Origin of the sequence: Actinomadura sp. 3N508 (assembly GCF_044326375.1) — a bacterium.
Lineage (GTDB): Bacteria > Actinomycetota > Actinomycetes > Streptosporangiales > Streptosporangiaceae > Spirillospora.
Window position 1 is genome coordinate 711,113 of sequence record NZ_JBIRAX010000004.1, and the last position, 20,512, is coordinate 731,624.

General features: G+C 70.4%; 17 protein-coding genes and 1 rRNA gene. 8 read left to right on the top strand and 10 right to left on the bottom strand.

Translation table 11 applies throughout. From position 1 onward, the window contains the following. Window positions 1–596 precede the first annotated feature (596 nt). Window positions 597–1,487, top strand: coding sequence for an alpha/beta fold hydrolase (locus ACH34S_RS18780; protein WP_395953949.1), 891 nt, complete (start codon window positions 597–599; stop codon window positions 1,485–1,487). A gap of 146 nt (window positions 1,488–1,633) precedes the next feature. Here ACH34S_RS18780 and ACH34S_RS18785 read toward each other — a convergent pair whose 3' ends face one another. From ACH34S_RS18785 to ACH34S_RS18800, 4 genes are all read right to left on the bottom strand, one after another. After that, on the bottom strand, window positions 1,634–2,899 hold the full coding sequence (locus tag ACH34S_RS18785) for a class I SAM-dependent methyltransferase (protein ID WP_395953950.1): 1,266 nt from the start codon (window positions 2,897–2,899) through the stop codon (window positions 1,634–1,636). 85 nt (window positions 2,900–2,984) lie between these two features. Continuing rightward, on the bottom strand, window positions 2,985–4,352 hold the full coding sequence (locus ACH34S_RS18790; RefSeq protein WP_395953951.1) for an FAD-binding oxidoreductase: 1,368 nt from the start codon (window positions 4,350–4,352) through the stop codon (window positions 2,985–2,987). A gap of 219 nt (window positions 4,353–4,571) precedes the next feature. Next, the gene (locus ACH34S_RS18795; protein ID WP_395953952.1) at window positions 4,572–5,096 is read right to left on the bottom strand and encodes a DUF1707 and DUF4870 domain-containing protein; all 525 of its coding nucleotides are present in this window, start codon (window positions 5,094–5,096) and stop codon (window positions 4,572–4,574) included. Between the two features lie 36 nt (window positions 5,097–5,132). Continuing rightward, complete coding sequence (locus tag ACH34S_RS18800) at window positions 5,133–5,930, bottom strand: polysaccharide deacetylase family protein (protein ID WP_395953953.1); 798 nt, start codon at window positions 5,928–5,930, stop codon at window positions 5,133–5,135. A 191-nt stretch (window positions 5,931–6,121) separates the two neighbouring features. Here ACH34S_RS18800 and ACH34S_RS18805 point away from each other — a divergent pair, with 191 nt between their 5' ends. Further along, window positions 6,122–6,493 (top strand): hypothetical protein, encoded by a 372-nt coding sequence (locus tag ACH34S_RS18805; RefSeq protein WP_395953954.1) that lies wholly within the window; start codon window positions 6,122–6,124, stop codon window positions 6,491–6,493. Between the two features lie 83 nt (window positions 6,494–6,576). On the opposite strand, the gene ACH34S_RS18810 is transcribed toward ACH34S_RS18805, so the two are convergent. After that, window positions 6,577–7,560, bottom strand: coding sequence for a DUF4192 domain-containing protein (locus ACH34S_RS18810; protein ID WP_395953955.1), 984 nt, complete (start codon window positions 7,558–7,560; stop codon window positions 6,577–6,579). A 154-nt stretch (window positions 7,561–7,714) separates the two neighbouring features. Here ACH34S_RS18810 and ACH34S_RS18815 point away from each other — a divergent pair, with 154 nt between their 5' ends. Next, window positions 7,715–9,766: an ATP-dependent DNA helicase gene (locus tag ACH34S_RS18815; RefSeq protein ID WP_395953983.1), complete on the top strand. Its 2,052-nt coding sequence runs from the start codon at window positions 7,715–7,717 to the stop codon at window positions 9,764–9,766. A gap of 17 nt (window positions 9,767–9,783) precedes the next feature. Here the strand turns inward: ACH34S_RS18815 and ACH34S_RS18820 are convergent, their stop codons facing one another. From ACH34S_RS18820 to ACH34S_RS18830, 3 genes are all read right to left on the bottom strand, one after another. Beyond that, window positions 9,784–10,995, bottom strand: a complete 1,212-nt coding sequence (locus tag ACH34S_RS18820; protein ID WP_395953956.1) for a pyridoxal phosphate-dependent aminotransferase — start codon at window positions 10,993–10,995, stop codon at window positions 9,784–9,786. Between the two features lie 115 nt (window positions 10,996–11,110). After that, complete coding sequence (locus ACH34S_RS18825; RefSeq protein WP_395953957.1) at window positions 11,111–13,621, bottom strand: ABC transporter permease; 2,511 nt, start codon at window positions 13,619–13,621, stop codon at window positions 11,111–11,113. Next, window positions 13,618–14,406: an ABC transporter ATP-binding protein gene (locus ACH34S_RS18830; protein WP_395953958.1), complete on the bottom strand. Its 789-nt coding sequence runs from the start codon at window positions 14,404–14,406 to the stop codon at window positions 13,618–13,620. The genes ACH34S_RS18825 and ACH34S_RS18830 overlap by 4 nt, the downstream gene beginning before the upstream one ends. A gap of 208 nt (window positions 14,407–14,614) precedes the next feature. Between ACH34S_RS18830 and ACH34S_RS18835 the strand changes: the two genes are divergently transcribed. The 5 genes from ACH34S_RS18835 (at window position 14,615) to ACH34S_RS18855 (ending at window position 19,505) form a co-directional block, all read left to right on the top strand. Further along, window positions 14,615–15,331, top strand: coding sequence for a TetR/AcrR family transcriptional regulator (locus ACH34S_RS18835; protein ID WP_395953959.1), 717 nt, complete (start codon window positions 14,615–14,617; stop codon window positions 15,329–15,331). Between the two features lie 50 nt (window positions 15,332–15,381). Beyond that, the gene (locus ACH34S_RS18840) at window positions 15,382–16,374 is read left to right on the top strand and encodes a diiron oxygenase (protein ID WP_395953960.1); all 993 of its coding nucleotides are present in this window, start codon (window positions 15,382–15,384) and stop codon (window positions 16,372–16,374) included. Between the two features lie 74 nt (window positions 16,375–16,448). After that, a complete protein-coding gene (locus tag ACH34S_RS18845; RefSeq protein WP_395953961.1) occupies window positions 16,449–17,936 on the top strand; it encodes a flavin-containing monooxygenase in 1,488 nt (495 codons plus the stop codon). Window positions 17,937–18,059: 123 nt separating this feature from the next. After that, entirely contained in the window at window positions 18,060–18,872 is an 813-nt protein-coding gene (locus ACH34S_RS18850) for an SDR family NAD(P)-dependent oxidoreductase (protein ID WP_395953962.1), read from the top strand. 93 nt (window positions 18,873–18,965) lie between these two features. Beyond that, the gene (locus tag ACH34S_RS18855; RefSeq protein ID WP_395953963.1) at window positions 18,966–19,505 is read left to right on the top strand and encodes a DUF523 domain-containing protein; all 540 of its coding nucleotides are present in this window, start codon (window positions 18,966–18,968) and stop codon (window positions 19,503–19,505) included. A 219-nt stretch (window positions 19,506–19,724) separates the two neighbouring features. Here the strand turns inward: ACH34S_RS18855 and ACH34S_RS18860 are convergent, their stop codons facing one another. After that, window positions 19,725–20,138, bottom strand: coding sequence for a RidA family protein (locus tag ACH34S_RS18860; RefSeq protein ID WP_395953964.1), 414 nt, complete (start codon window positions 20,136–20,138; stop codon window positions 19,725–19,727). A gap of 252 nt (window positions 20,139–20,390) precedes the next feature. Then, a 5S ribosomal RNA gene (rrf, locus tag ACH34S_RS18865) occupies window positions 20,391–20,507 on the bottom strand. Window positions 20,508–20,512 lie beyond the last annotated feature (5 nt).

Sequence of the window (20,512 nt, forward strand, 5' to 3'; positions counted from 1 at the left end):
CAAAAGCAAAGCACCCCGCGCACCACGCCAACTCGCGTGACCCACCTCACATTCCCTCCCACCACACCCCCAGCCCACGCCGCCGCGGGGCCGGGCCCGGGCGCACCTACAGGTCCAGGGCAACGCGGAGACGCACCCCGCCCACCGCCGCGGGGACACGCCCCGGCGCGACGCATGGCGAGACCGCGCACCCGTGACGAGGACACGGCCCGGACCAAGCAACGACGGAGGCCACGCGCCGTCGCGCGGACGGGACTCGGGCTCCCCTCGCGGAGACAGGTCCGCGTGCCCGTCACGGAACAGAGCCCCGACCAACACGGGCCCAGGCCCCGCCCGCGTTCGGGGCAATCGACCGTGCAACGCGCGGACGGGACCCGGGCTCCCCTCGCGGAGACAGGTCCGCGTGCCCGTCACGGAGCGGAGCCCCGACCAACACGGGCCCAGGCCCCGCCCGCATTCGGGGGAACGGACCGGGCAACGCGCGGACGGGTCCGCGCTTGTTGCGGGCAGGAGCCCGCGGCGTCGTTGGGGGGGTCTCTGTTGTCGTGGTGTCCGGGGGTGGCGGGGTAGCGTACCGGGCGGTTCTAGGAGGCGACATGGGCGACGTCACGGCCGGGTCGGTCAGGGCGAACGGGCTGGAGTTCGGGTACCTCACGGCAGGCCCGGCCGAGGGGCCGTTGGTGCTGCTCCTGCACGGCTTCCCCGACTCGGCGTACACCTGGCGGCACCTCATGCCGGAGCTGGCCGGCGCCGGGTACCGCGCCGTGGCGCCGTTCATGCGCGGATATGCGCCGACGTCCATTCCGGGGGACGGCGCCTACCAGACCGGCGCGCTCGCGGCCGACGCCGTCGCCCTGCACGAGGCCCTCGGCGGCGGCCCCGACGCCGTCGTCATCGGGCACGACTGGGGTGCGTTCGCCGCCTACGGCGCAGCGAGCATCGCCCCCGGACGGTGGCGCAAGGCCGTCGCGATGTCCGTCCCTCCCCTTTCCGTGATGGCCGGTGCGTTCTTCGAGTACGAGCAGCTCAAGCGCTCGTTCTACATGTTCGTGTTCCAGACTCCTCTCGCCGAGGCGGTCCTGGGACGTGCCTTCATCGAGGGTCTCTGGCGCGACTGGTCCCCGTCCGGCGAAGGCGAACATGTGGATAACGTCGACCGCGCAATGGAGTGCCTGGCCACGCCGGAGAACGTGACCGCCGCGCTCGGCTACTACCGGGCGATGTTCGACACGTCGCGGCACTCCGACCGCTACGCGGCGGAGCAGCAGGCCATCTCGGACCCAGGCTGGGTTCCCGTCCTCTACCTGCACGGTTCCGAGGACGGTTGCGTGGGCGCGGACGCGGTCGCGCCCGGCGGCGATCTCGGCGGCGTCCTGGCGGCCCTCCCCACCGGCTCCAGCGCCGCGCTGGTGCCGGGGGGCGGGCATTTCCTTCAGCTCGACCGTCCCGCCGACGTGAACGACCGCATCCTCGCCTGGCTGCCCTGACGGCTCGGCGGCGCGCCGGCACGAACCCGATCGGGAGCTCAAGCGCGGTGCGCCCCCACAAGCACCGACGCGACGCGCGAGGCCCCAGTGGGGCGCGCCCTCATCACCCCAGGCGCGCCCTTACAGACCCTCTGCCGTGGGTTTCCTTACGAGCCCCAGTCGGGACGTAGGGGCATGTGGGAGGTGCCGTGGTCTCCCAGCTTCACGCCTAGGGTCTGGTGGAGCTGGATCCAGTTCTGGTTGAAGCCGAGCACGCAGCCCGCCATGTAGACGCGCCACACGCGGGCGGTGCCCTCGCCGACCTCGGCGACTGCCTCGTCCCAGTGGTCTTCGAGGTTGTCGCACCAGCCGGTCAGCGTACGGGCGTAGTGCTCGCGCAGGTTCTCCTGGTGGCGGATCTCGAAACCGGCGTCGTTCATCTGCATCTGGATGTAGCCGGGGCCCTCCAGCTCGCCGTCCGGGAACACGTACCGGTTGATGAACCCGTTCTCCTTGCGCGGCGGCGTGAGGTTGTCCGGGCGGGTGATGGTGTGGTTGAGCATCCGCCCGCCCTTGCGCAGCTTCCCGTACAGGAACGAGAAGTAGGACGGCAGGTTCTTCTTGCCGATGTGCTCCGTGAGGCCGATGGAGCTGATCGCGTCGAAACCGGTCTCGGTCACGTCCCGGTAGTCCAGGTGGCGGACCTCGGCCAGGTCGGACAGGCCACGGTCGGCGATGGCCTTCTGCGCCCACTCGGCCTGCTGCTTCGACAGCGTGACGCCGAGCGCCTTGACGCCGTACTCCTTCGCGGCGTGCATCACCATGCCACCCCAGCCGCAGCCGACGTCCAGCAGCCGCATGCCCGGCTTCAGCGCGATCTTCTTCGCGACGAGGTCGTGCTTGTTGAACTGGGCCTCTTCCAGCGTCGCGTCCTCTCGGGGGTAGCACGCGCACGTGTAGGCCATGGATGGGCCGAGCACCCATTCGTAGAACGTGTTGGACACGTCGTAGTGGTGCGAGATGGCCCTCGCGTCACGCCTCTTGGAATGCCGCAGCCACGCGGGGATCCGGCTGAACGGCGCCTCCTGCGGCGGCGGGTCCAGCCGGCGCGTGATCGCGCCGCGCAGCAGCGGGTCGCGCACGACCGCGCCGGCGATCCGCGCCTTGTCGCGCGCCGTCACCTCGCCCATCACCTGCTGCATCGTCGTCAGCGCCGCGATCATGTCGCCGTTGATGTCGAGCATGCCGGTGACGTAGGCGCGGGCGAGCCCCAGCGCGCCCGGCGAGTGCAGCAGGTACGACACCGCGTACGGCGAGCGGACGTCGACCTGGATGTCCGCGCCCGGCACCCCGGCCCGCGAGCCGTCGTACGCCGTGAACTCCACTGGCGCCTCAGCCCCGGCGAGTCGCTCGAAGACCCTGGCCAGCGTCATGGTGATCCCTCCTGTCTCTCCGCCCCGGTCAGGGCGGCGAACCCCGCCGTCCCCGCCGGGGCTCTCCCCCGAAGCGGACGCCTGGTCAGCGCCCGCGCACGCACTTGTCGTAGAGGTCCAGCAGCCGTCCGCGGGGGTCGTAGGTCCCCTTGAGCCGCCGGTAGGTCTCCCCGTCGTAGTACCGCCAGAAATCGTCCCTGCTGTAAAAAGCAGTCGAGTAGAGGGACTTGTGGCCGTCAAGGGCCGCGACCCTACGCTCGATGAGCCGGTTGTGGTACTCGGGGATCTGCCCCGGCGGGAGCCGGACCGTCCCCCAGAAGCCGACGTTCACATACGTCCTGCCCTCGTCGAGCGGGTACAGCGGCCACCGTTCCTTCGCGCGGAGCGGGCACACCCAGACGGGGGCCATGCCGACCTTCTCATGGAAGAACTCCAGGAACTCGGGCAGCCGCTCGACCGGCACCTCGATGTCCTGGATGACGTCCTCGCGCGGCCGGAGCCCCCGCCACCGCTCCGCCCGCGCGACGAAGTGGTACCGCCGGTCGTAGGCGACGAGCTTGCGGTACACGTCGGAGCGCTTGTACCTGTCGGGCCACAGCCGCCGGACGGCCGGGTTCTGGACGCCGAACGCGCCCGAGCACCAGAACCAGTCGGTGTCCCAGCGCCACAGGTAGTCGCGGACGGTCAGGAAGTCGACCGACCGCTCGCGGATCGACTTGTAGTAGATCTTCTGGCCGGTGTAGTCGGAGGTGTACGGCGCCGAGCCGGCGAAGAACCCGAGCGTGACGTACTGCTCGGTGGGGCCGAAGACGGTGCCGTCCATGAAGTCGACGGACTCGTCTTCGAACGTTCCCGTCTCGGTGATCTCGGCCATCACGCGGGACAGTTCGGCCGCGTCGTCGAACCGCAGGTGCCGCAGCCGGACGTACGGGCTGACGGGCCTGAGCTCGATCTTCAGGCGCAGCGTGTAGCCGAGCGTCCCGTAGGAGTTGGGGAAGCCGTAGAACAGGTCGGAGTGCTCGTTGTCCTTCGTCGCGGTGACGATCTGCCCGTCGCCGGTGAGGACCTCCATCTCCAGGACGGCCTCGTGCGGGAGCCCGTCGCGGAACGACGTCGACTCGATGCCGAGCCCGGTCACCGCCCCGCCCAGAGTGATCGTCTTCAGCTGCGGGACGACCGTCGGCATCAGCCCGTACGGGAGCGTCGCGTCGACGAGGTCCTCGTAGGTGGTCATGCCCTGGACCTGGGCGGTCCGCGCTTCCGCGTCGACGCTCAGGACCTGGTCGAACCCGGACACGTCCAGGCCGGGCGCGGCCGAGGGGTCGCGCCAGCGGAACAGGTTGGAGGTCCGCTTCGCCAGCCGCACCGGCGTACCGACCGGGATCGCCTCGTAGGACCTCCTGAGCGCCTCCACCGCCCGCTCGTGGCCACCCTTGATCGCAAGCTCCGTCATCTACCCCTCCCGGACACAGTTAATCGATCATCCCATGCACGGTCCATATGACTCGGACGTTACGGGCGTCACAGGATGGAAGGGGAATAAAGCCACAGGCGCATACATGGGCGTCGTTTCATCTCCTGGAGGCGACAGAACCGCAACAGCGCGGCCACGTCAACCTTTCCCCGAAGCCCCATACCGACAAACCATGAACACCTGTGCGGCGCGCCGCGGCTACCGTACGAAGCGCAGGGTCCACGGGTAGCGGAACGGCCGGCCGGTGAGCGCGTAGACTGCCGCGACGGCCGACACGATCCACGCCACCGCGTACACCACGCCACCGACCCCGAACGTGACGATCGTGAGCAGCAGCAGCGTGAGCTGGAAGTTCAGGGCCTGCGCCGCGTGCTCCCGGACGTACGCGGACCGCTTGCCGCTCACCAGCATCAACACCAGCGGCGCGACGAACAGCGTCGGGGCCCCGAGAGCATGCGCGGCGGCCGCGAGCATGCGGTCCTCACCCGTGGGCGCCTCTCCATACTTTGGCTGGAGCGGCGCCTGCCGGGACGCGGGAACCAGATCGCGGGTCACCGCGCCCAGGTCGTTCCGAGTCTTGGCGGTCATCGCCAGGTGCACGCGCATATCGAATTCGTCGTGGTCGAGCCTGCCCTCCGCGTACGCGTCCTGAAGGCGCTCGATGACCGGCTCGCGTTCGGCGTCCGAGACCCTCAGATCCCCCACCGCGTAAGTGCTGTCCATACCTTTCATGGTCGGCGGCGCCGCGGCGCCCGGATATCAGGGAAGACCCTGAGGCTCCCCTGAATTCCGCTGGACGTACTCCTTCCCAGGCGTGAGCCGCCCGCCGAACAACTCCGACACGGTCACGAACTCGTATCCCTGTGCCGCCAGCCGGTCGATGATCTTCGGGACGGCCCGCACGGTCGTCCGGTGGATGTCGTGCATCAGCACGATGTAGCCCGGCTTCGCCGCCGCCAGCACCTGGCGCTCCACGTCCTCGGTGTCGCGGCTGTCCCAGTCCTGCGGGTCGACGGTCCACAGGACCTGCGCCAGGCCCATCTCCCGCGTGACCTCGGCCAGCCGCCTGGACGTCGACCCGTACGGCGGGCGCAGCATCGTCGGCGTGACCCCCGACGCCCGCCGGATCGCGTCCTGCGTCCTGGTCAGCTCTGAGCGGATCTTCTTCTTGGACGCCCTCCCGAGGTTCGCGTGCGAGTAGCTGTGGTCGGCGATCTCGTGCCCGGCCGCATGCTCGCGCCGGACGAGCTCCGGGTACTCGGCGACGTTCTTCCCGATCAGGAAGAACGTCGCCTTCACCCGGCGGGCGGCGAGGATGTCCAGCAGTTCGCCGGTACTCGCCGCCGGGCCGTCGTCGAACGTCAGCGCGACGCATTTCGCACGGGTGCAGTCGGGAGGCGGCGGCTCGGGCGCCCGCGCCGGTTCGGGCGGCGAAGACCGCTGCGCCACGGCGAACTGGACCCGCCCGGCGGACGGCCCCAGGGTGCTGAGCCCTCCGCAGACCGCGATCGCGAGAACGGCGGCCGCCCCTCGCCGGACCAGGTTCGGCCCGTCCATCAACACCCCCGTTGACAATCCCCGGAGCCGCCAGTCTAGGGCTCGCCCCCCTTCCCACCGGGGACGACGCCGCCGTGTCGGAAACCCGCCGCTGTGTCGGGAACCCGTGGACGCCGAAGCATCGTTATCGTCGTACATCACAACCGGCCCGGAGCGGTTCCGGGACGGCCACCAGACGACGGGGCAGTGCAATGAGGTTCCGGGACCGATTCGGGATCCGCAAGAACCGCGGACAAACGGTGACGAGATTCGACCGCGAGGCGACCGACGCCGACATCGAGGCGCTGATCGCGTTCGCCCGCTCCCGCCGCGGCGTCGAGTTCTTCGTCGAGCCGGAGACCTTCGCCACCGACACCACCGCCGTCGCCGTGGCCCACGACGGCGAGTGGACCCGCCGCCGCGTCGGCTCCCCCAAGGTCATCGGCAAGGTGGCCCGCGACCTCGGCCTCCCGGTCTACGACGTCCAGATCGTCGGCTACCCGCCCCGGATGCGCGCCTGGAACGAGCGCAACCCCGACCGCCGCATAGACCCCGGAACCCCCGGCGAAGCCGTGGCCCCATAACCCGCACCTCCCGGCAACACGCACCCTGACGCCCCGCCGCCACGCGCTCAGGACACCCGTGCGGTCGGTTGGGATGAGAGAGTTCAGCCTGCTCTTCTTTGCTGGTTGTAGTAGGCGGTGGCCAGTTGGTCTGGGGTCATGCGCAGGCGGAGTTTCGACGGCGGGATACCTGCGTTGATCACCTCGCGGAGGATCACGGCCATGGAGTAGGCGGGGTCGGCGTCCAGGGCTCGTTCGATGGCGACGTTGGCCAGGCCGCCGTCGCCTGCGGAGTAGGCGGCGAAGGCCAGGAGGGACGCCGGGGCGGGGACGTAAGGCTCCCCCACGCGGCGGACGATGTCGCGCCAGAAGGCGATGTCGGCCGCCGGGGCGTCCTCGTCGATGTGGATCCAGGCCTCGTCGCGGAAGCGCAGGTCGGTGAGGAGGACGCCGAGCCAGGCCACCTCGTCGTCGGTCGGCGGGGCGCCGGTGCGGGCGAGAAGGGCGTGGATGAAGGCGACGCTCTCTTCCGGCTCTTCCGGGTCGTCGGGGCGTGAGAGAAGGCGCGTCTCGGCGCGTTCGGTGGCCTCGCGCATCGCGGCACGGACGGGACCGTCCAGCGGCTGGACGGACCGGACGAGTTCGGCGCGGTCGGCGAGGACCACCTGACCGTCGAACGTCGCCTGCGCGGCGACGACGCTGGCGGAGCTGTCGTAGGGAACGCCTTCGGCCGGGCAGCAGTTCTCAGTACAGGTGAGCGACCACCAGCGCCCGTCGGCGACGCGGACGGCCTCGGCGACCGGGACGCCCGAGGAGTCGAGGGCGGCGCGCATGGCGGCGGCGGATTCGCGGACCTCGTCGTCCGGGCCGTAGCCGAGCAGCAGGGAGCGGCGGAAACCGTTGCCGGCGAGGAGTGCCGCCACTCGTTCCGCGGCCTCCAGCGACGGTAAATCGAGCCGGATCGCGCATGTGCCGCTGGCCGCGCTCTCGAAGCCGATCACGACGAGGCTGCGGGACGGGTGGAATCCGAGCAGGTACGGGACGGCTGCGATGGCGTCTTGTGCGGAGCGGATCACCAGGGCTGTCATGCCATCGACCCTCGCAGCCGACCGGCCACGGCGATGCCGCGCCCGAAATTGTGGATAACCCGGCCCGGGACGCGAGTGTCCGCGGCGGGCGGTAGCGTTGGGCGGCGTGCCCGCCCCTGATCTGCTGAACGCCAGCGATACCCGCATTCCCGACATGGCGACGCTGCTCGCCGCGGCCGTGACCTCCATCGGAGGAGCCGAGCGTCCGGGCCAGGTGACGATGGCGCAGGCGGTCGAGAAGGCGATCGAGTCCGGCGAGCACGTCGCCGCGCAGGCCGGGACCGGCACCGGCAAGTCGCTGGCCTATCTCGTTCCCGCGATCCGGCACGCGGTGGAGAAGGAGACGACGGTGGTCGTCTCCACGGCGACGATCGCGCTGCAGCGCCAGCTCGTCGACCGTGACCTTCCGCGGCTTGCGGAGGCCCTGGGCCCGCTGCTCGGCACTGAGCTGAGGTTCGCGATCCTGAAAGGGCGCCGCAACTACCTGTGCCTGCATCGGGTGCAGACGGGCGTTCCGGAGGAGGACGAAGGGCCGAGCCTGTTCGACCCGCAGCAGCTGTCCAACCTTGGACGGCAGGTGAAGCGGCTGAACGAGTGGGCCGAGGAGACCAAGACCGGCGACCGCGACGAGCTGGTGCCGGGGGTCAGCGAGCAGGCGTGGCGGCAGGTCGCGGTCACCGCGAGGGAGTGCCTGGGCGCGCAGCGCTGCCCGCACGGCACCCAGTGCTTCTCCGAGCTGGCCAGGGCGGAGGCCGGCGAGGCGCACATCGTGGTCACCAACCACGCGCTGCTGGCGATCGACGCGCTGGAGGAGTTCCAGGTCCTGCCCGAGCACGACGTGGTGATCGTGGACGAGGCGCACGAGCTGGTCGACCGGGTCACGTCCGTCGCGACGGGCGATCTCAGCGCGGCGGCGGTCGAGACGGCGGCGCGCCGGTGCGGGCGGCTCATCGAGGAGGCCACCGCCGACCGGTTGAAGGAGGCGGCGGAAGGTCTCGGCCTGCTGCTGGAGGATCTGCAAGCTGGACGTATGGACGTCCTGCCACCGGCCCTGGGGAACACGCTCGCGGTCGTCAGGGACGCCGCGCACGCCTGCATCACGGCGCTCGGGCCGGAGAGGAAGGACGCCGAGCCCGGCGACATGGCGGCGCGGAAGGCGGCGCGGTCGTCGCTGGACGAGCTGCATGACGCGGCCGCGCGGGTGCTGGAGGCGTTCCAGCCGGAGATCGCCGAGCGGTTCGACGTGGTGTGGCTGGAGAAGCCGTTCGTCCAGGACGGGCGGCCGAGGCGTCCACCGGCCCTGCACGTCGCGCCGATCGGCGTCGGCGGGCTGCTGCGGACGACGCTGTTCGAGCAGCGCACCGCGATCCTCACGTCGGCGACGCTGACGCTCGGCGGATCGTTCGAGCCGCTCGCCCGCCAATGGGGCCTGCCCCCGCTCAATGACGGCGCCTCGAAGGACGCGAAAACGGCGGCCGAGGGCCTCGCCCAGACCGCGACGCAGAAGCGCGAAGAGACGGAGGTCGTCTGGTCGGGGCTCGACGTTGGGTCGCCGTTCGACCATCCGAAGGCGGGCATCCTGTACGTCGCCCGGCATCTGCCGCAGCCCGGACGGGACGGTCTCGCCGACGCCTACCTGACGGAGATCACCGAGCTGATCGAGTCGGCGGGCGGCCGTACCCTCGGGCTGTTCTCGTCCATGCGGGCGGCCCGGCAGGCCACCGACGAGCTGAAGGACCACCTGTCCCATCCGCTGCTGTGCCAGGGCGACGACTCGACGTCCCTGCTGGTCAAGCAGTTCGCCGAGGACGAGCGGACCTGCCTGTTCGGCACCCTGTCGCTCTGGCAGGGCGTGGACGTGCCCGGCCCGTCCCTGCAGCTCGTGATCATGGACCGCATCCCGTTCCCGCGTCCGGACGACCCGGTCTCGTCGGCGCGGTCGCGGGCGGTCGCGGCGCGCGGCGGCAACGGGTTCATGGCGGTCGCCGCGACGCACGCCGCGCTGCTGCTCGCGCAGGGCGCCGGGCGGCTGCTGCGCTCGATGGACGACCGGGGCGTCGTCGCCGTCCTCGACCCGCGCCTCGCCACGGCCCGCTACGGCGGCTTCCTGAAGAACACGCTTCCGCCGTTCTGGGCCACCACCGACCCGGACGTCGTCCGCGGCGCGCTCCGCCGTCTCGACGCCGCCGCCGCAAGCCAGTCCTGAAACGCCGAACGCGCGGGTCAGCGGCGGTAGGTGCTGAGGAACTCGCCTATGCGGCCCACCGCGTCTTCCAGGTCGTCGGCGTACTGGAGTGTGACGACGCGGAAGTGGTCGGTCTGCGGCCAGTTGAACCCGGTCCCCTGGACGACGAGGAGTTTCTGCTGTTCGAGCAGGTCGAGGGCGAAGCGCATGTCGTCCTCGATCGGATACATCTCGGGGTCCAGGCGCGGGAAGACGTACAGCGCCCCCATGGGACGGACGCACGACACGCCCGGCAGGTCGTTCAGCAGCTTCCAGGCGCGGTCGCGCTGCTCGCCGAGCCGTCCCGTCGGCAGGACGAGCTCGTCGATGCTCTGGTAGCCGCCGAGCGCCGCCTGGATGGCGTGCTGGCCGGGGACGTTGGGGCAGAGCCTCATGTTGGCGAGGATGTCCAGGCCCTCGATGTAGGAGTCGGCGTGCTCCTTGGGCCCGGTCAGCACGACCCACCCGGCGCGGAACCCGGCGACGCGGTAGTTCTTGGACAGCCCGCCGAAGGTCAGGCACAGCAGGTCGGGCGCCAGTGACGCGATGGGGATGTGCTCGGCGTCGTCGTACAGGATCCGGTCGTAGATCTCGTCCGCGAAGATGATCAGGTTGTGCCGGCGGGCGAGCTCGACGATGCCGGTGAGGACCTCGCGCGGGTAGACGGCGCCGGTCGGGTTGTTCGGGTTGATCAGCACCAGCGCCCGGGTCCGGTCGGTGATCCTGGCCTCGATGTCGTCCAGGCCGGGCGCCCAGTCGGCGGACTCGTCGCACAGGTAGTGGACGGGCGTCCCGCCGCACAGCGACACCGCGGCCGTCCACAGCGGGTAGTCGGGCGCGGGGATGAGCACCTCGTCGCCGTCGTTGAGCAGCGCCTGCAGCGTCATGACGATCAGCTCGGAGACGCCGTTGCCGAGGTAGACGTCCTCGACGTCGACGCCGGTGACGCCGTCGTCCTCCAGGCGCTGCACGATGGCGCGGCGGGCGGGCAGGATGCCCTTGGAGTCGCTGTATCCGTGCGCGTCCGGCAGATTGCGGACCATGTCCTGAAGCAGCTCAGGCGGGGCCTCGAACCCGAAGGGGGCCGGGTTGCCGATGTGCAGCTTGAGGATGTTGTTGCCCTCGGCCTCCAGCTGCTTCGCGCGCTTGAGCACCGGCCCGCGGATGTCGTAACAGACGTTGGTCAGCTTGCCCGACTGGTTGACCTGCATGGACTCACCATAGCCACGGCCGCCCGGCGGCGTCCCGTCCATCCGCCAAGGTTCGGCCCTGGCAGGGGGACGGGACGCCGCCGTCACGGAAGGCCGCCGTCACGCTGAGTCGCCGTCACGGGGCGGAGATCGCGGACAGGATCGCCAGCCGTGCCGCGCGCCGGGCCGGGCGGATCGCGGCGAGCGCCCCCGCCACCGCGCCGACCAGCGCGACGATCACCAGCGTGAGGACGGGCGGCGCGAACGGGTTGCCGAGCGCGCTGCCGAGCCCCCAGCCGAGGAACACGCCGAGCCCGATCCCGCCGCCGGTGCCGAACAGCGCGACGATCACCGACTCCCAGCGGACCATCGACCTGATCTGCGGGCGCGTCGCGCCGACCGCGCGCAGCAGCCCGAGCTCCCGGGTCCGCTCGTGGACCGCCAGCGACAGCGTGTTCGCGATGCCGAGCAGCGCGATCACGATCGCGAGGATCAGCATCCCGTAGACGACGGTGATGAATCCCTGCTGCTCCTCGGTCTGCGCGGACACGAAGGCGTCGCGCGTCTGGACCTCCGGCGCCCCGTACGGCTTGGCGAGCGCGGTGAGCGCCTGCTCCGCCTCCGCGACGGACGCGCCCGGCTTGAGGACGACGAACGCCCGCGTGTCGAGCGGCTGCCGGGTGTGCGCGTCCCACACTGTCCGAGGGACGACGTAGTCTCCGGTCAGGTCGGTGTTCTCGTAGACGGCACCCACGGCCAGCCGCTGCGACGCGCCGTCCGCGAACGTGACCGGGATCTGCGAGCCGGGCTTCCAGCCCTTGTCGTCGGCGACGCTCTTGGAGACCGCGAGCGTGCCCGCGTCCGACATGGCGCCCTGCGTGACGTCCAGGTCGAGGACGCGCCCGAGGGCCGCGGGGTCGGCGACGCTCACGGTGGAGGCGTCGCCGTCCACCCGCATGCTGCCGGTTCCGGCGCCCGCGACGCGCTCGACCTGCGGCAGCTTCGCCGCGTCCCGGACGAGGCCCGTCCCGAACCCGCCGGTCTCGTTGTTCCCGGCGTTCACGACGAGCGGGCCCTTGAACGACCCGGCGACGCTGTTCTCCAGCGACGCGCCGAGCGACCCGATGAACACCGTCATCAGCGTGACGACGCCGACGCCGATCATCAGCGCGGTCGCGGCCCCGGCGGTGCGCTTCGGGCTGCGGGCGGCGTTGTCGCGGGCCAGCGCCCCGGGCACGCCGCGCGTCCGCGCCGCGGGCCCGCCGATCAGCGCGGCGACCGGACGCGCCGCGACCGGCCCGAGCGCGACCATCGCCACGACGCACAGGATCGCGCCCGCGCCCGCCATCGCCATCTGCTCGGTGACCGCGCCGAACACGACGGTCCCGGCGGCGACGGCCGCGAGCACGCCGCCGACGATCACGCGCGTGTCGGTCGGGCGGGCCGACTCGGCGGCGACCTCGCGCAGCGCGGCCAGCGGCGCCACCCGGGACGCCTTCGCCGCCGGGCCGAGCGCGGCGACCAGCGTCACCAGCAGCCCGACCGGCACCGCGATCAGGAGCGAGGTGGCGGAGACCGTCAGGCCCTCCATCGCGATCCCGATGCGGAACTGGGTGAACAGCCACCGGAGCAGCGCCGCGAACCCCATCCCGCCGGCGAGCCCGGCGGCGGTCGCGGCGGCGCCGATGACCAGCGCCTCGAACCCGACGATCGTCATGACCTGGCGGCGGCCCGCGCCGAGCGCGCGCAGCAGCGCCGACTCCCGGGTCCGCTGCGCCATCGTGATGGCGAACGTGTTGTGGATGCTGAACGCGGCGACGAGCAGCGCCACCCCGCCGAACGCGGCGAGGACGGTCCGGAAGATCTGCAGGAACCCGGACTCGACCTTCGACATGCCCTCCTCGACCTGCGCCTTGTTCGTGATGGCCTCCGTCCCGGCGGGCAGGACGGGCTTGATCCGGGACGCCAGTTCGTTCTGGCTGACGCCGTCTTCCGCGCGGACGTAGACGCCGCTGATCCGGTCGGGCGACTTCGCCACGTGCCGGCGCGCGCCCTCCAGGCTGAACGCCGTGAACGACGTCTCTCCGAACGCCTCCTCATCGCCGAACATGCTGATCCCGACGACCGTCACCGGGACCTTCTCCGGTGTGAGGACGGCCGTCCGGTCGCCGACCTTCAGGTTGCCCTCGGTGGCGAACATCTTGTTGATGACGACCTCGTCCGGCGCGCGCGGCGCCCGGCCCTCGGCGAGCCGGTACGGGTTCAGCTTCGGGTCGGCCAGCCAGTTCCCGGCGGTCCGCGGCCCGCGCGACTCGACGATCGCGCCGTCCTTGCCGAGCAGCTGCCCCGACCCCTGGATGACGGGTTCGGCGTTCGCGACGCCGTTCACCTGGCGGACCTTGTCGAGCGCGGACGCGTCGATCTGGCCGCGGGACCCCCACGGCTCGTCGCTGACACTGGTCGAGTTGCGGACGCTGACGTCGGTCTTGCCGAACGACTGCGAGTAGTACCCGTCGATGCTTCCGGCGAGGGTGTCGCCGAGCACGAGCGTTCCCGTCAGGAACGAGACGCCGAGGAAGACGGCAACCAGGGAGCCGGCCATCCGGCGCTTGCGTCCCCACAGTTCCTTGAAGACGAGGCCGATCATCGGTGGTCCCCCAGCCCGCGCATGCGGTCCAGCACCCGGTCGGGCGTGGGCGCGTCCATGACGTCGACGACGCGGCCGTCGGCGAGGAACACCACCCAGTCGGCGTACCCCGCGGCGACCGGGTCGTGGGTGACCATCGCGACGGTCTGGCCCAGGTCGTCCACCGCGTTGCGGAGGAGCGTCAGCACCTCGCCGCCGGTGCGGGAGTCGAGGTTGCCGGTGGGCTCGTCCGCGAACACGATCTGCGGGCGGGTGACCAGGGCGCGCGCCAGCGCCACCCGCTGCTGCTGCCCGCCCGACATCTCGGACGGACGGTGCGACAGCCGGTCCCCCAGCTTCAGGACGCGCACGACCGTGTCCAGCCATTCCTGATCGGGGCTCGTGCCCGCGAGCGTCATCGGCAGGAGGATGTTGTCGCGGGCGGTCAGCGTCGGGAGCAGGTTGAACGCCTGGAACACGAACCCGATGCGCTCGCGCCGGAGCCTGGTCAGCCGCCGGTCCGACAGCGCGCCGAGCTCCTGGTCGCCGACGTAGACCTTGCCGGACGTCGCCTCCTCCAGCCCCGCCACGCAGTGCATCAGCGTGGACTTCCCGGCACCGGACGGCCCCATGATCGCGGTGAACCGCCGCTCCGGGAGCACCACGCTGACGTCGTCGAGCGCGCGCACCGCCATGTCGCCGGTCCCGTACACCTTCGTGAGATGAACCGTCCGGGCGCCGCCGTTCCCGGGCGCCGCACCCGTCGGATCCTGGATCGATCGCCTTGCTTCTGCTGCGTTTTCCATGCCGAGGATCGTGGCGTCGCGGTCCGCCGCCCGTCGTCGGGTGAGGAGAGGCACCACGCCTGCTCCCGGCGAAGCACCCGGCCGCCCCCGGCTACGTCCGCTGCGGTACGACACCAGGAAAGATCAATAAGACACAATGTCCAATTGTGATGCGCACAACATACATGCAGGCTTGCTTGCTTGTATGTCGGCTCGTACGGTCGGAGGCGTGACAGTAAGCAGCCGCCGACGCCACCGGCACGTCCCGTCCCGCCGCCGGACGCAGGAAGAACGCCGGTCGCACACGCAGGCCAGGCTCCTGGAGGCCACCATGGAATGCCTGGTGGACCTCGGCTGGTCCGGGACCTCCACCACGGAGGTGGCCCGCCGCGCGGGCGTGTCGCGCGGGGCGCAGCAGCACCACTACCCCACCAAGATGGTGCTGGTCGCGGCGGCGCTGGAGCATCTGCTGGAGGCGCAGCGGCTGGCGTACGAGACCGCGTTCGCGGCGCTGCCGCCCGAGCGGCGCGACGTCTCCGGCGCGCTCGACCTGCTGTGGGAGGTGTTCCGCGGACGTCCGGCCAAGGCCCTCACGGAACTGGCCGTCGCCGCCCGCACCGACGACGAACTGCGCCCGCTGTGCCGCGACCTGAACGAGCGGATCCTCCAGGTCATCCTGGAGGTGTTCGAGCGGCTGTTCCCGGAGAACACGCTGCCCCCCGACTTCGTCCCGACGATGCTGCGCGGCGTGTTCGCGATGTTCGTCGGACTGTCCATACAGAACGCGCTGGACGACGACGCCGACGGCCACCAGGCCGCCGTGCTGCGCCAGGTCAAGGACGTCGCACGGCTGATCGTCCCGGGCCCCGGAACGCCCCCGGCCCCGCCCCCGGCCCCGCCGTCCGAGCACCCCGAAAGCCTCGAACACCTCGACCGAACCTCCTGAACACCCCGTCGGCCGCGGCCGACCGCACCACCCCCGAGGGAGCGCCCGACATGCCGAAAGCCCCCACCGAACTCGCCGAAGAAGTCCGCGAGCAGGTCAAGGACAAGAAGTCCTATCTCGGCGTCATCGACCGCCTGAACAAGGCGTCGGTGGACAAGCACTGGGAGGCCTACGCCGACATCCCGTGGGACGACCCCGAGTTCACCGTCGACAAGAACGACCCTCGCTGGGTGCTGCCGCCGTTCGACCGGCTCGGCCAGACGGCCTGGTACCAGGCGCAGCCGCCGGAGATCCAGGCGCAGATCGGGCTCTGGCGCGTCGCGACCGCGATGAAGATCGGCCTGCAGTTCGAGAACCTGCTGAAGCGCGGACTGCTGAACTACGCCTACCGGCTGCCGAACGGCCGCCCCGAATTCCGGTACGTCTACCACGAGACGACCGAGGAATGTCACCACGGGATGATGTTCCAGGAGTTCGTGAACCGGACGAAGATGCCGATCCGCGGCATGCCGCGCTCGCTCAGCTTCATCGCGCAGGCCGCGCCGTGGATCCCGCTGGTCAGCACCGAGATGTTCTTCATCTTCGTGCTCGGCGGCGAGGACCCGATCGACTACGTCCAGCGCAAGTCGCTCAAGGGCGGGCACATCAAGCACCCGCTCGAAGAGACCATCATGAAGATCCACATCGCGGAGGAGGCCCGGCACATCTCGTTCGCCCGGCACTACCTCAAGCACCGGGTGCCGAACATGAACCCGCTGCGCCGCCGGATCCTCGGCGTCGCGACGCCGGTCGTCCTCGGCGTGATGGCACGGATCATGCTGTCGCCGCCCGGGCCGATGGTCCGGCACTTCGGCATCCCGAAGGACGTCGTCCGGCAGGCGTACAAGAGCGAGGCGTCGATGGCGGAGATCTCCAACTCGGTCGGCAAGATCCGCGACCTGATGGCCGAGCTCGGCGTGGTCAGCCCGGTCGGCAAGCAGGTGTGGCGGGCGTTCGGAATCTGGGACGAGCCGAAGCAGCGCCGCGCCGTCGAGGCCGGGTGACGATGACCGCCCCGGCAGCTTCGCCCGCCCCGGCTGCCCCGCCCGCGCCAGCCGCCCCTGAGGAGAGGCCAGCCGTGGTGACGCCCGCGGCCGGGCCGGGCGGCCCGTACAAGGTCGTCGTCATCGGGACGGGCTTCTCCGGCCTCGGCATGGCGATCGGGCTGAAGAAGTCCGGTATCCACGACTTCGTCATCCTGGAGAAGGCGGACGACGTCGGCGGGACGTGGCGGGAGAACACCTATCCCGGCTGCGCGTGCGACATCATGTCGCTGCTGTACTCCTACTCCTTCGAGCCCAACACCGGCTGGTCGCGGATGTTCCCGCAGCAGCGGGAGCTGCTCCAGTACATCAAGGACATCGTCGACAAGTACGACCTGGCGCAGCACATCCTGTTCAACACGGAAGTGACCGGGACGGAGTACGACGACGCCACCGACACCTGGCAGGTGTTCACGGCGGGCGGCGACGTCGTCCGGGGGCGGGCGCTGGTCTCGGGCATGGGCCCGCTGCACCGGCCGAGCATCCCCGACCTGCCCGGCCTGGCCTCGTTCGAGGGGACGACGTTCCACTCCGCCGAGTGGGACCACTCCTACGACCTGACGGGCAAGCGCGTCGCGGTGATCGGGACGGGCGCGTCCGCGATCCAGTTCGTCCCGCAGATCGCGAAGCGGACCGCGCATCTCACGGTGTTCCAGCGGACGCCGCCATGGATCATCCCGAAGCCCGACCGCCGCGTCACCGGGCTGGAGCGGACGCTGTTCCGCCGCGTCCCGCTCGTCCAGCGCGGGTACCGCAACGGCGTCTACCTGATGCAGGAGAGCTTCGTCCTAGGGTTCAAGAACCCGAAACTGCTGAAGGCGGCCGGCACACTCGCCCGCCTGCACCTGACGCGCCAGGTCCCCGACCGCACCCTGCGCCGCAAGCTCACGCCCGACTACACGATGGGCTGCAAGCGGACGCTCGTGTCCAGCGACTACTACCCGGCGCTGATGCGGCCGGACGTGGAGCTGACCACCGAGGCCATCGCCGAGGTCCGGGCGCATTCGATCATCACCCGGGACGGACGCGAGCACGCGGTCGACGCGATCATCTTCGGCACCGGCTTCCACGTCACGGACGCGTTCGATGACGCCCGCATCGTCGGCCGCCACGGCCTGAAGATCCAGGACGCGTGGCGGGACGGCATCGAGGCGCATCTCGGCGTCACGGTCGCGGGCTTCCCGAACCTGTTCCTGCTGCTCGGCCCGAACTCCGGCCTCGGCCACAACTCGATGATCTTCATCATCGAGGCGCAGGTGCGGTACGTCCTGCAATGCCTGGCGATGCTGGACGGGGCGGGCGGGGCGCGGATCTCCGTCCGGCCGTCCGTCCAGGACAGGTTCAACACCTGGGTGCAGCGCAAGTCGGAAGGCGCCGTGTGGGTGGCCGGCGGCTGCGACAGCTGGTACCTGGACCGGAACGGCGTCAACCGCGCGGCGTGGCCGGCGTCCACGGTCAGCTTCTGGCTGCGAACCCGCAAGCTCAACCCACGCGACTTCCAGATAGAGCCGGCGACCTCCTAACCCGCCGCCCCACCCCTGCCCAAGAATCCATTCAGCCGCCGCAAACCGTGGCCCGCAACCGGGCCGTTGCCACGTCCCTGCGTGCCTGCGGTTTGCGGCGTCCGACATCGAGCGGAGCCCCCCATGAGCATCGCGATCGTGACCGGAGGCGCGTCCGGCATCGGCCGCGCGATCGCCACGTCCCTGGTGACGCGCGGCGACACCGTCGTGGTGACCGACATCAACGCCGACGGCGCCGCCCACGTCGCCGAGAAGCTGAACACCCTCGGCAAGGGCAAGGCGACGTCCGCCCCGCTCGACGTCACCGACCCCGACGCGGTAACCGGCCTCTACAAGGACATCCGCGCCGACCACGGTCGGCTCGACCTGGTGTTCAACAACGCCGGCATCGCCATCGGCGGCCTCGCCGAGGAACTCACCCTCGACCACTGGAACCGCGCGATCGACATCAACCTCAAGGGCGTCGTGCACGGCGTCCACGCCGCCTACCCGATCATGCTGGAGCAGGGCCGCGGCCACATCGTCAACACCGCGTCGCTCGCCGGGCTCGTCCCGATGCCGATCGGCATCCCCTACACCGCGACCAAGCACGCGGTCGTCGGCCTGTCCCTCGGCCTGCGCGCAGAGGCCGCCGGACGCGGCGTCAAGGTCAGCGTCGTCTGCCCGAGCTTCGTCGACACACCACTGCTCTACAACGTCAACCCGGACCTGCCAGAGACGCCGATGAGCGGCGACGCCACCGGCGACATCGCCAAGGCGTCCCCGCGCCTCTACACGGCCGAGAAGCTGGCCCGCGACATCATGCGCGGCATCGCCAAGAACCAGGCACTGATCGTCGCCCCCGCGCACGGCCGCCTCGCCTGGCGCGGCGCCCGCCTCAACCCCGGCGCCGCCGTCCGCGTGGCACAGATCGCCGTGAGCCGCATCCGCAAATAGCCCGGCCTGGGATGGCGCAGGTTGAATGTCGGGCGTCCGCCGCGGCTCCGAGCGCCGAATGCCGCGCCCACGCCCGCGCATAGGCTGGAGGACGTGGAACGCATCCTGGTCAGCTCCTGCCTTGTGGGACGGCCCGTCCGCTACGACGGCGCCGCCAAACCGGTGGGCGACGACCTCTTCGAACGCTGGCGCGCCGAGGGCCGCCTCGTCCCGTTCTGCCCCGAGGTATCAGGCGGCCTGGCCGTCCCGCGCCCACCGGCCGAGATCGTCGGCGGCGACGGTCACGCCGTCCTCGACGGCACCGCCCAGGTCCGCACGGACACGGGCGAGGACGTCACCGCCCAATTCCTCCACGGCGCCCACCAGGCCCTCGCCACGGCCCGCCGCACCGGCGCCCGCTTCGCCCTGCTCAAGGAGGGCAGCCCGTCCTGCGGCAGCCACCGAATCTACGACGGCACCTTCACAGGCACATCGAGCCCCGGGGACGGCGTCACAACAGCCCTCCTAGAACGCGAAGGCATCCAGGTCTTCAGCGAGGACGACCTCCCCGCTCTGGACACCCTCCTCCAAACCCTGGACCCGAAACCCGAGCCCACAGCCGCAGAAGCACCAGAGAGACCCGAAACGCCCTGATCAGGCGACTCGTAACGTGTTAAACGACGCCGCGTTCACTCACGGCCTGGCCTGGAGACAAGCACCTACTCCCAGCCGCATCACTGAACTCTCGGACTCGCCCGCAAGGTGATCAGTCTTTAGAAACGACGTCACCCAGGACGGCCTCGCCTCACATGGTCGCCGGAGCCACTGAGGCTCCTAAATGACGAGACACCAGGACGACGACCCTCACAATGGTTAGCGCGTGCCGTCCTCAAGGTCGGGCGCGATGGCGATGGCCTCGATCTCCAAGAGCCAGCCCTCATCGTAGATGCCGGTGATGATGATGGTGATCGCAGGACGATGCTCGCCGAGCACCTCATGCCGGATCCGGGAGTTGAGCTCGCGGTACCGCCGGTCGGACAGGTAAACGGTGACCTTGGCCAGGTTGTCGACAGTCATATCGGCATCGGCGAGGACCGTCTTCACGTTGTCCCAAGCAAGGCGGCATTGCGCACCGAAGTCAGCGGGAACGTCGCCCTTGGTGGTCCAGGGCGGCTGGCCACTGATGAACAAGGTCCGGTGCCCACCGCGCACAAGCGTTCCGTGCGTGTAGGCCGGCGAGGACTCGGGCAAGTCGGCAGGATCAATGGGTTCGATCGCGAAGGTCATCGCAGTCCTCGTCGCACAGAGATAAGCGGGCAATCGGCTCTCAACGCCGCAAAGCCTTGGACGATCAAAAGGCTCGCCCACTCTTAGGCGGTGGTCAAGCCCTGCCGATAAGTAAATGGCCGCTGCCGACCGAACTCCCCCTGCTTGGACGCGGCGGAGTGGTTCTCGTACGCCGACCCTCCCGAGCCTCGGAAGCCAGGTCACAAACGAAGGAGGCCCCGCCGTTGTCGGCGGGGCCTCCCTGTAAGAAATGTCCGGCGGTGTCCTACTCTCCCACACAGTCTCCCATGCAGTACCATCGGCGCTGAAGGGCTTAACTTCCGGGTTCGGGATGGGACCGGGTGTTTCCCCTTCGCCAAAACCACCGAACGCCC

Coding starts and splice junctions, on each gene's coding strand:
- ACH34S_RS18800 (WP_395953953.1), bottom strand. CDS start 5,930: ATGGACGGGCCGAACCTGGTCCGGCGAGGGGCGGCCGCCGTTCTCGCG.
- ACH34S_RS18805 (WP_395953954.1), top strand. CDS start 6,122: ATGAGGTTCCGGGACCGATTCGGGATCCGCAAGAACCGCGGACAAACG.
- ACH34S_RS18820 (WP_395953956.1), bottom strand. CDS start 10,995: ATGCAGGTCAACCAGTCGGGCAAGCTGACCAACGTCTGTTACGACATC.
- ACH34S_RS18815 (WP_395953983.1), top strand. CDS start 7,715: ATGGCGACGCTGCTCGCCGCGGCCGTGACCTCCATCGGAGGAGCCGAG.
- ACH34S_RS18780 (WP_395953949.1), top strand. CDS start 597: ATGGGCGACGTCACGGCCGGGTCGGTCAGGGCGAACGGGCTGGAGTTC.
- ACH34S_RS18850 (WP_395953962.1), top strand. CDS start 18,060: ATGAGCATCGCGATCGTGACCGGAGGCGCGTCCGGCATCGGCCGCGCG.
- ACH34S_RS18825 (WP_395953957.1), bottom strand. CDS start 13,621: ATGATCGGCCTCGTCTTCAAGGAACTGTGGGGACGCAAGCGCCGGATG.
- ACH34S_RS18830 (WP_395953958.1), bottom strand. CDS start 14,406: ATGGAAAACGCAGCAGAAGCAAGGCGATCGATCCAGGATCCGACGGGT.
- ACH34S_RS18790 (WP_395953951.1), bottom strand. CDS start 4,352: ATGACGGAGCTTGCGATCAAGGGTGGCCACGAGCGGGCGGTGGAGGCG.
- ACH34S_RS18810 (WP_395953955.1), bottom strand. CDS start 7,560: ATGACAGCCCTGGTGATCCGCTCCGCACAAGACGCCATCGCAGCCGTC.
- ACH34S_RS18840 (WP_395953960.1), top strand. CDS start 15,382: ATGCCGAAAGCCCCCACCGAACTCGCCGAAGAAGTCCGCGAGCAGGTC.
- ACH34S_RS18860 (WP_395953964.1), bottom strand. CDS start 20,138: ATGACCTTCGCGATCGAACCCATTGATCCTGCCGACTTGCCCGAGTCC.
- ACH34S_RS18795 (WP_395953952.1), bottom strand. CDS start 5,096: ATGGACAGCACTTACGCGGTGGGGGATCTGAGGGTCTCGGACGCCGAA.
- ACH34S_RS18785 (WP_395953950.1), bottom strand. CDS start 2,899: ATGACGCTGGCCAGGGTCTTCGAGCGACTCGCCGGGGCTGAGGCGCCA.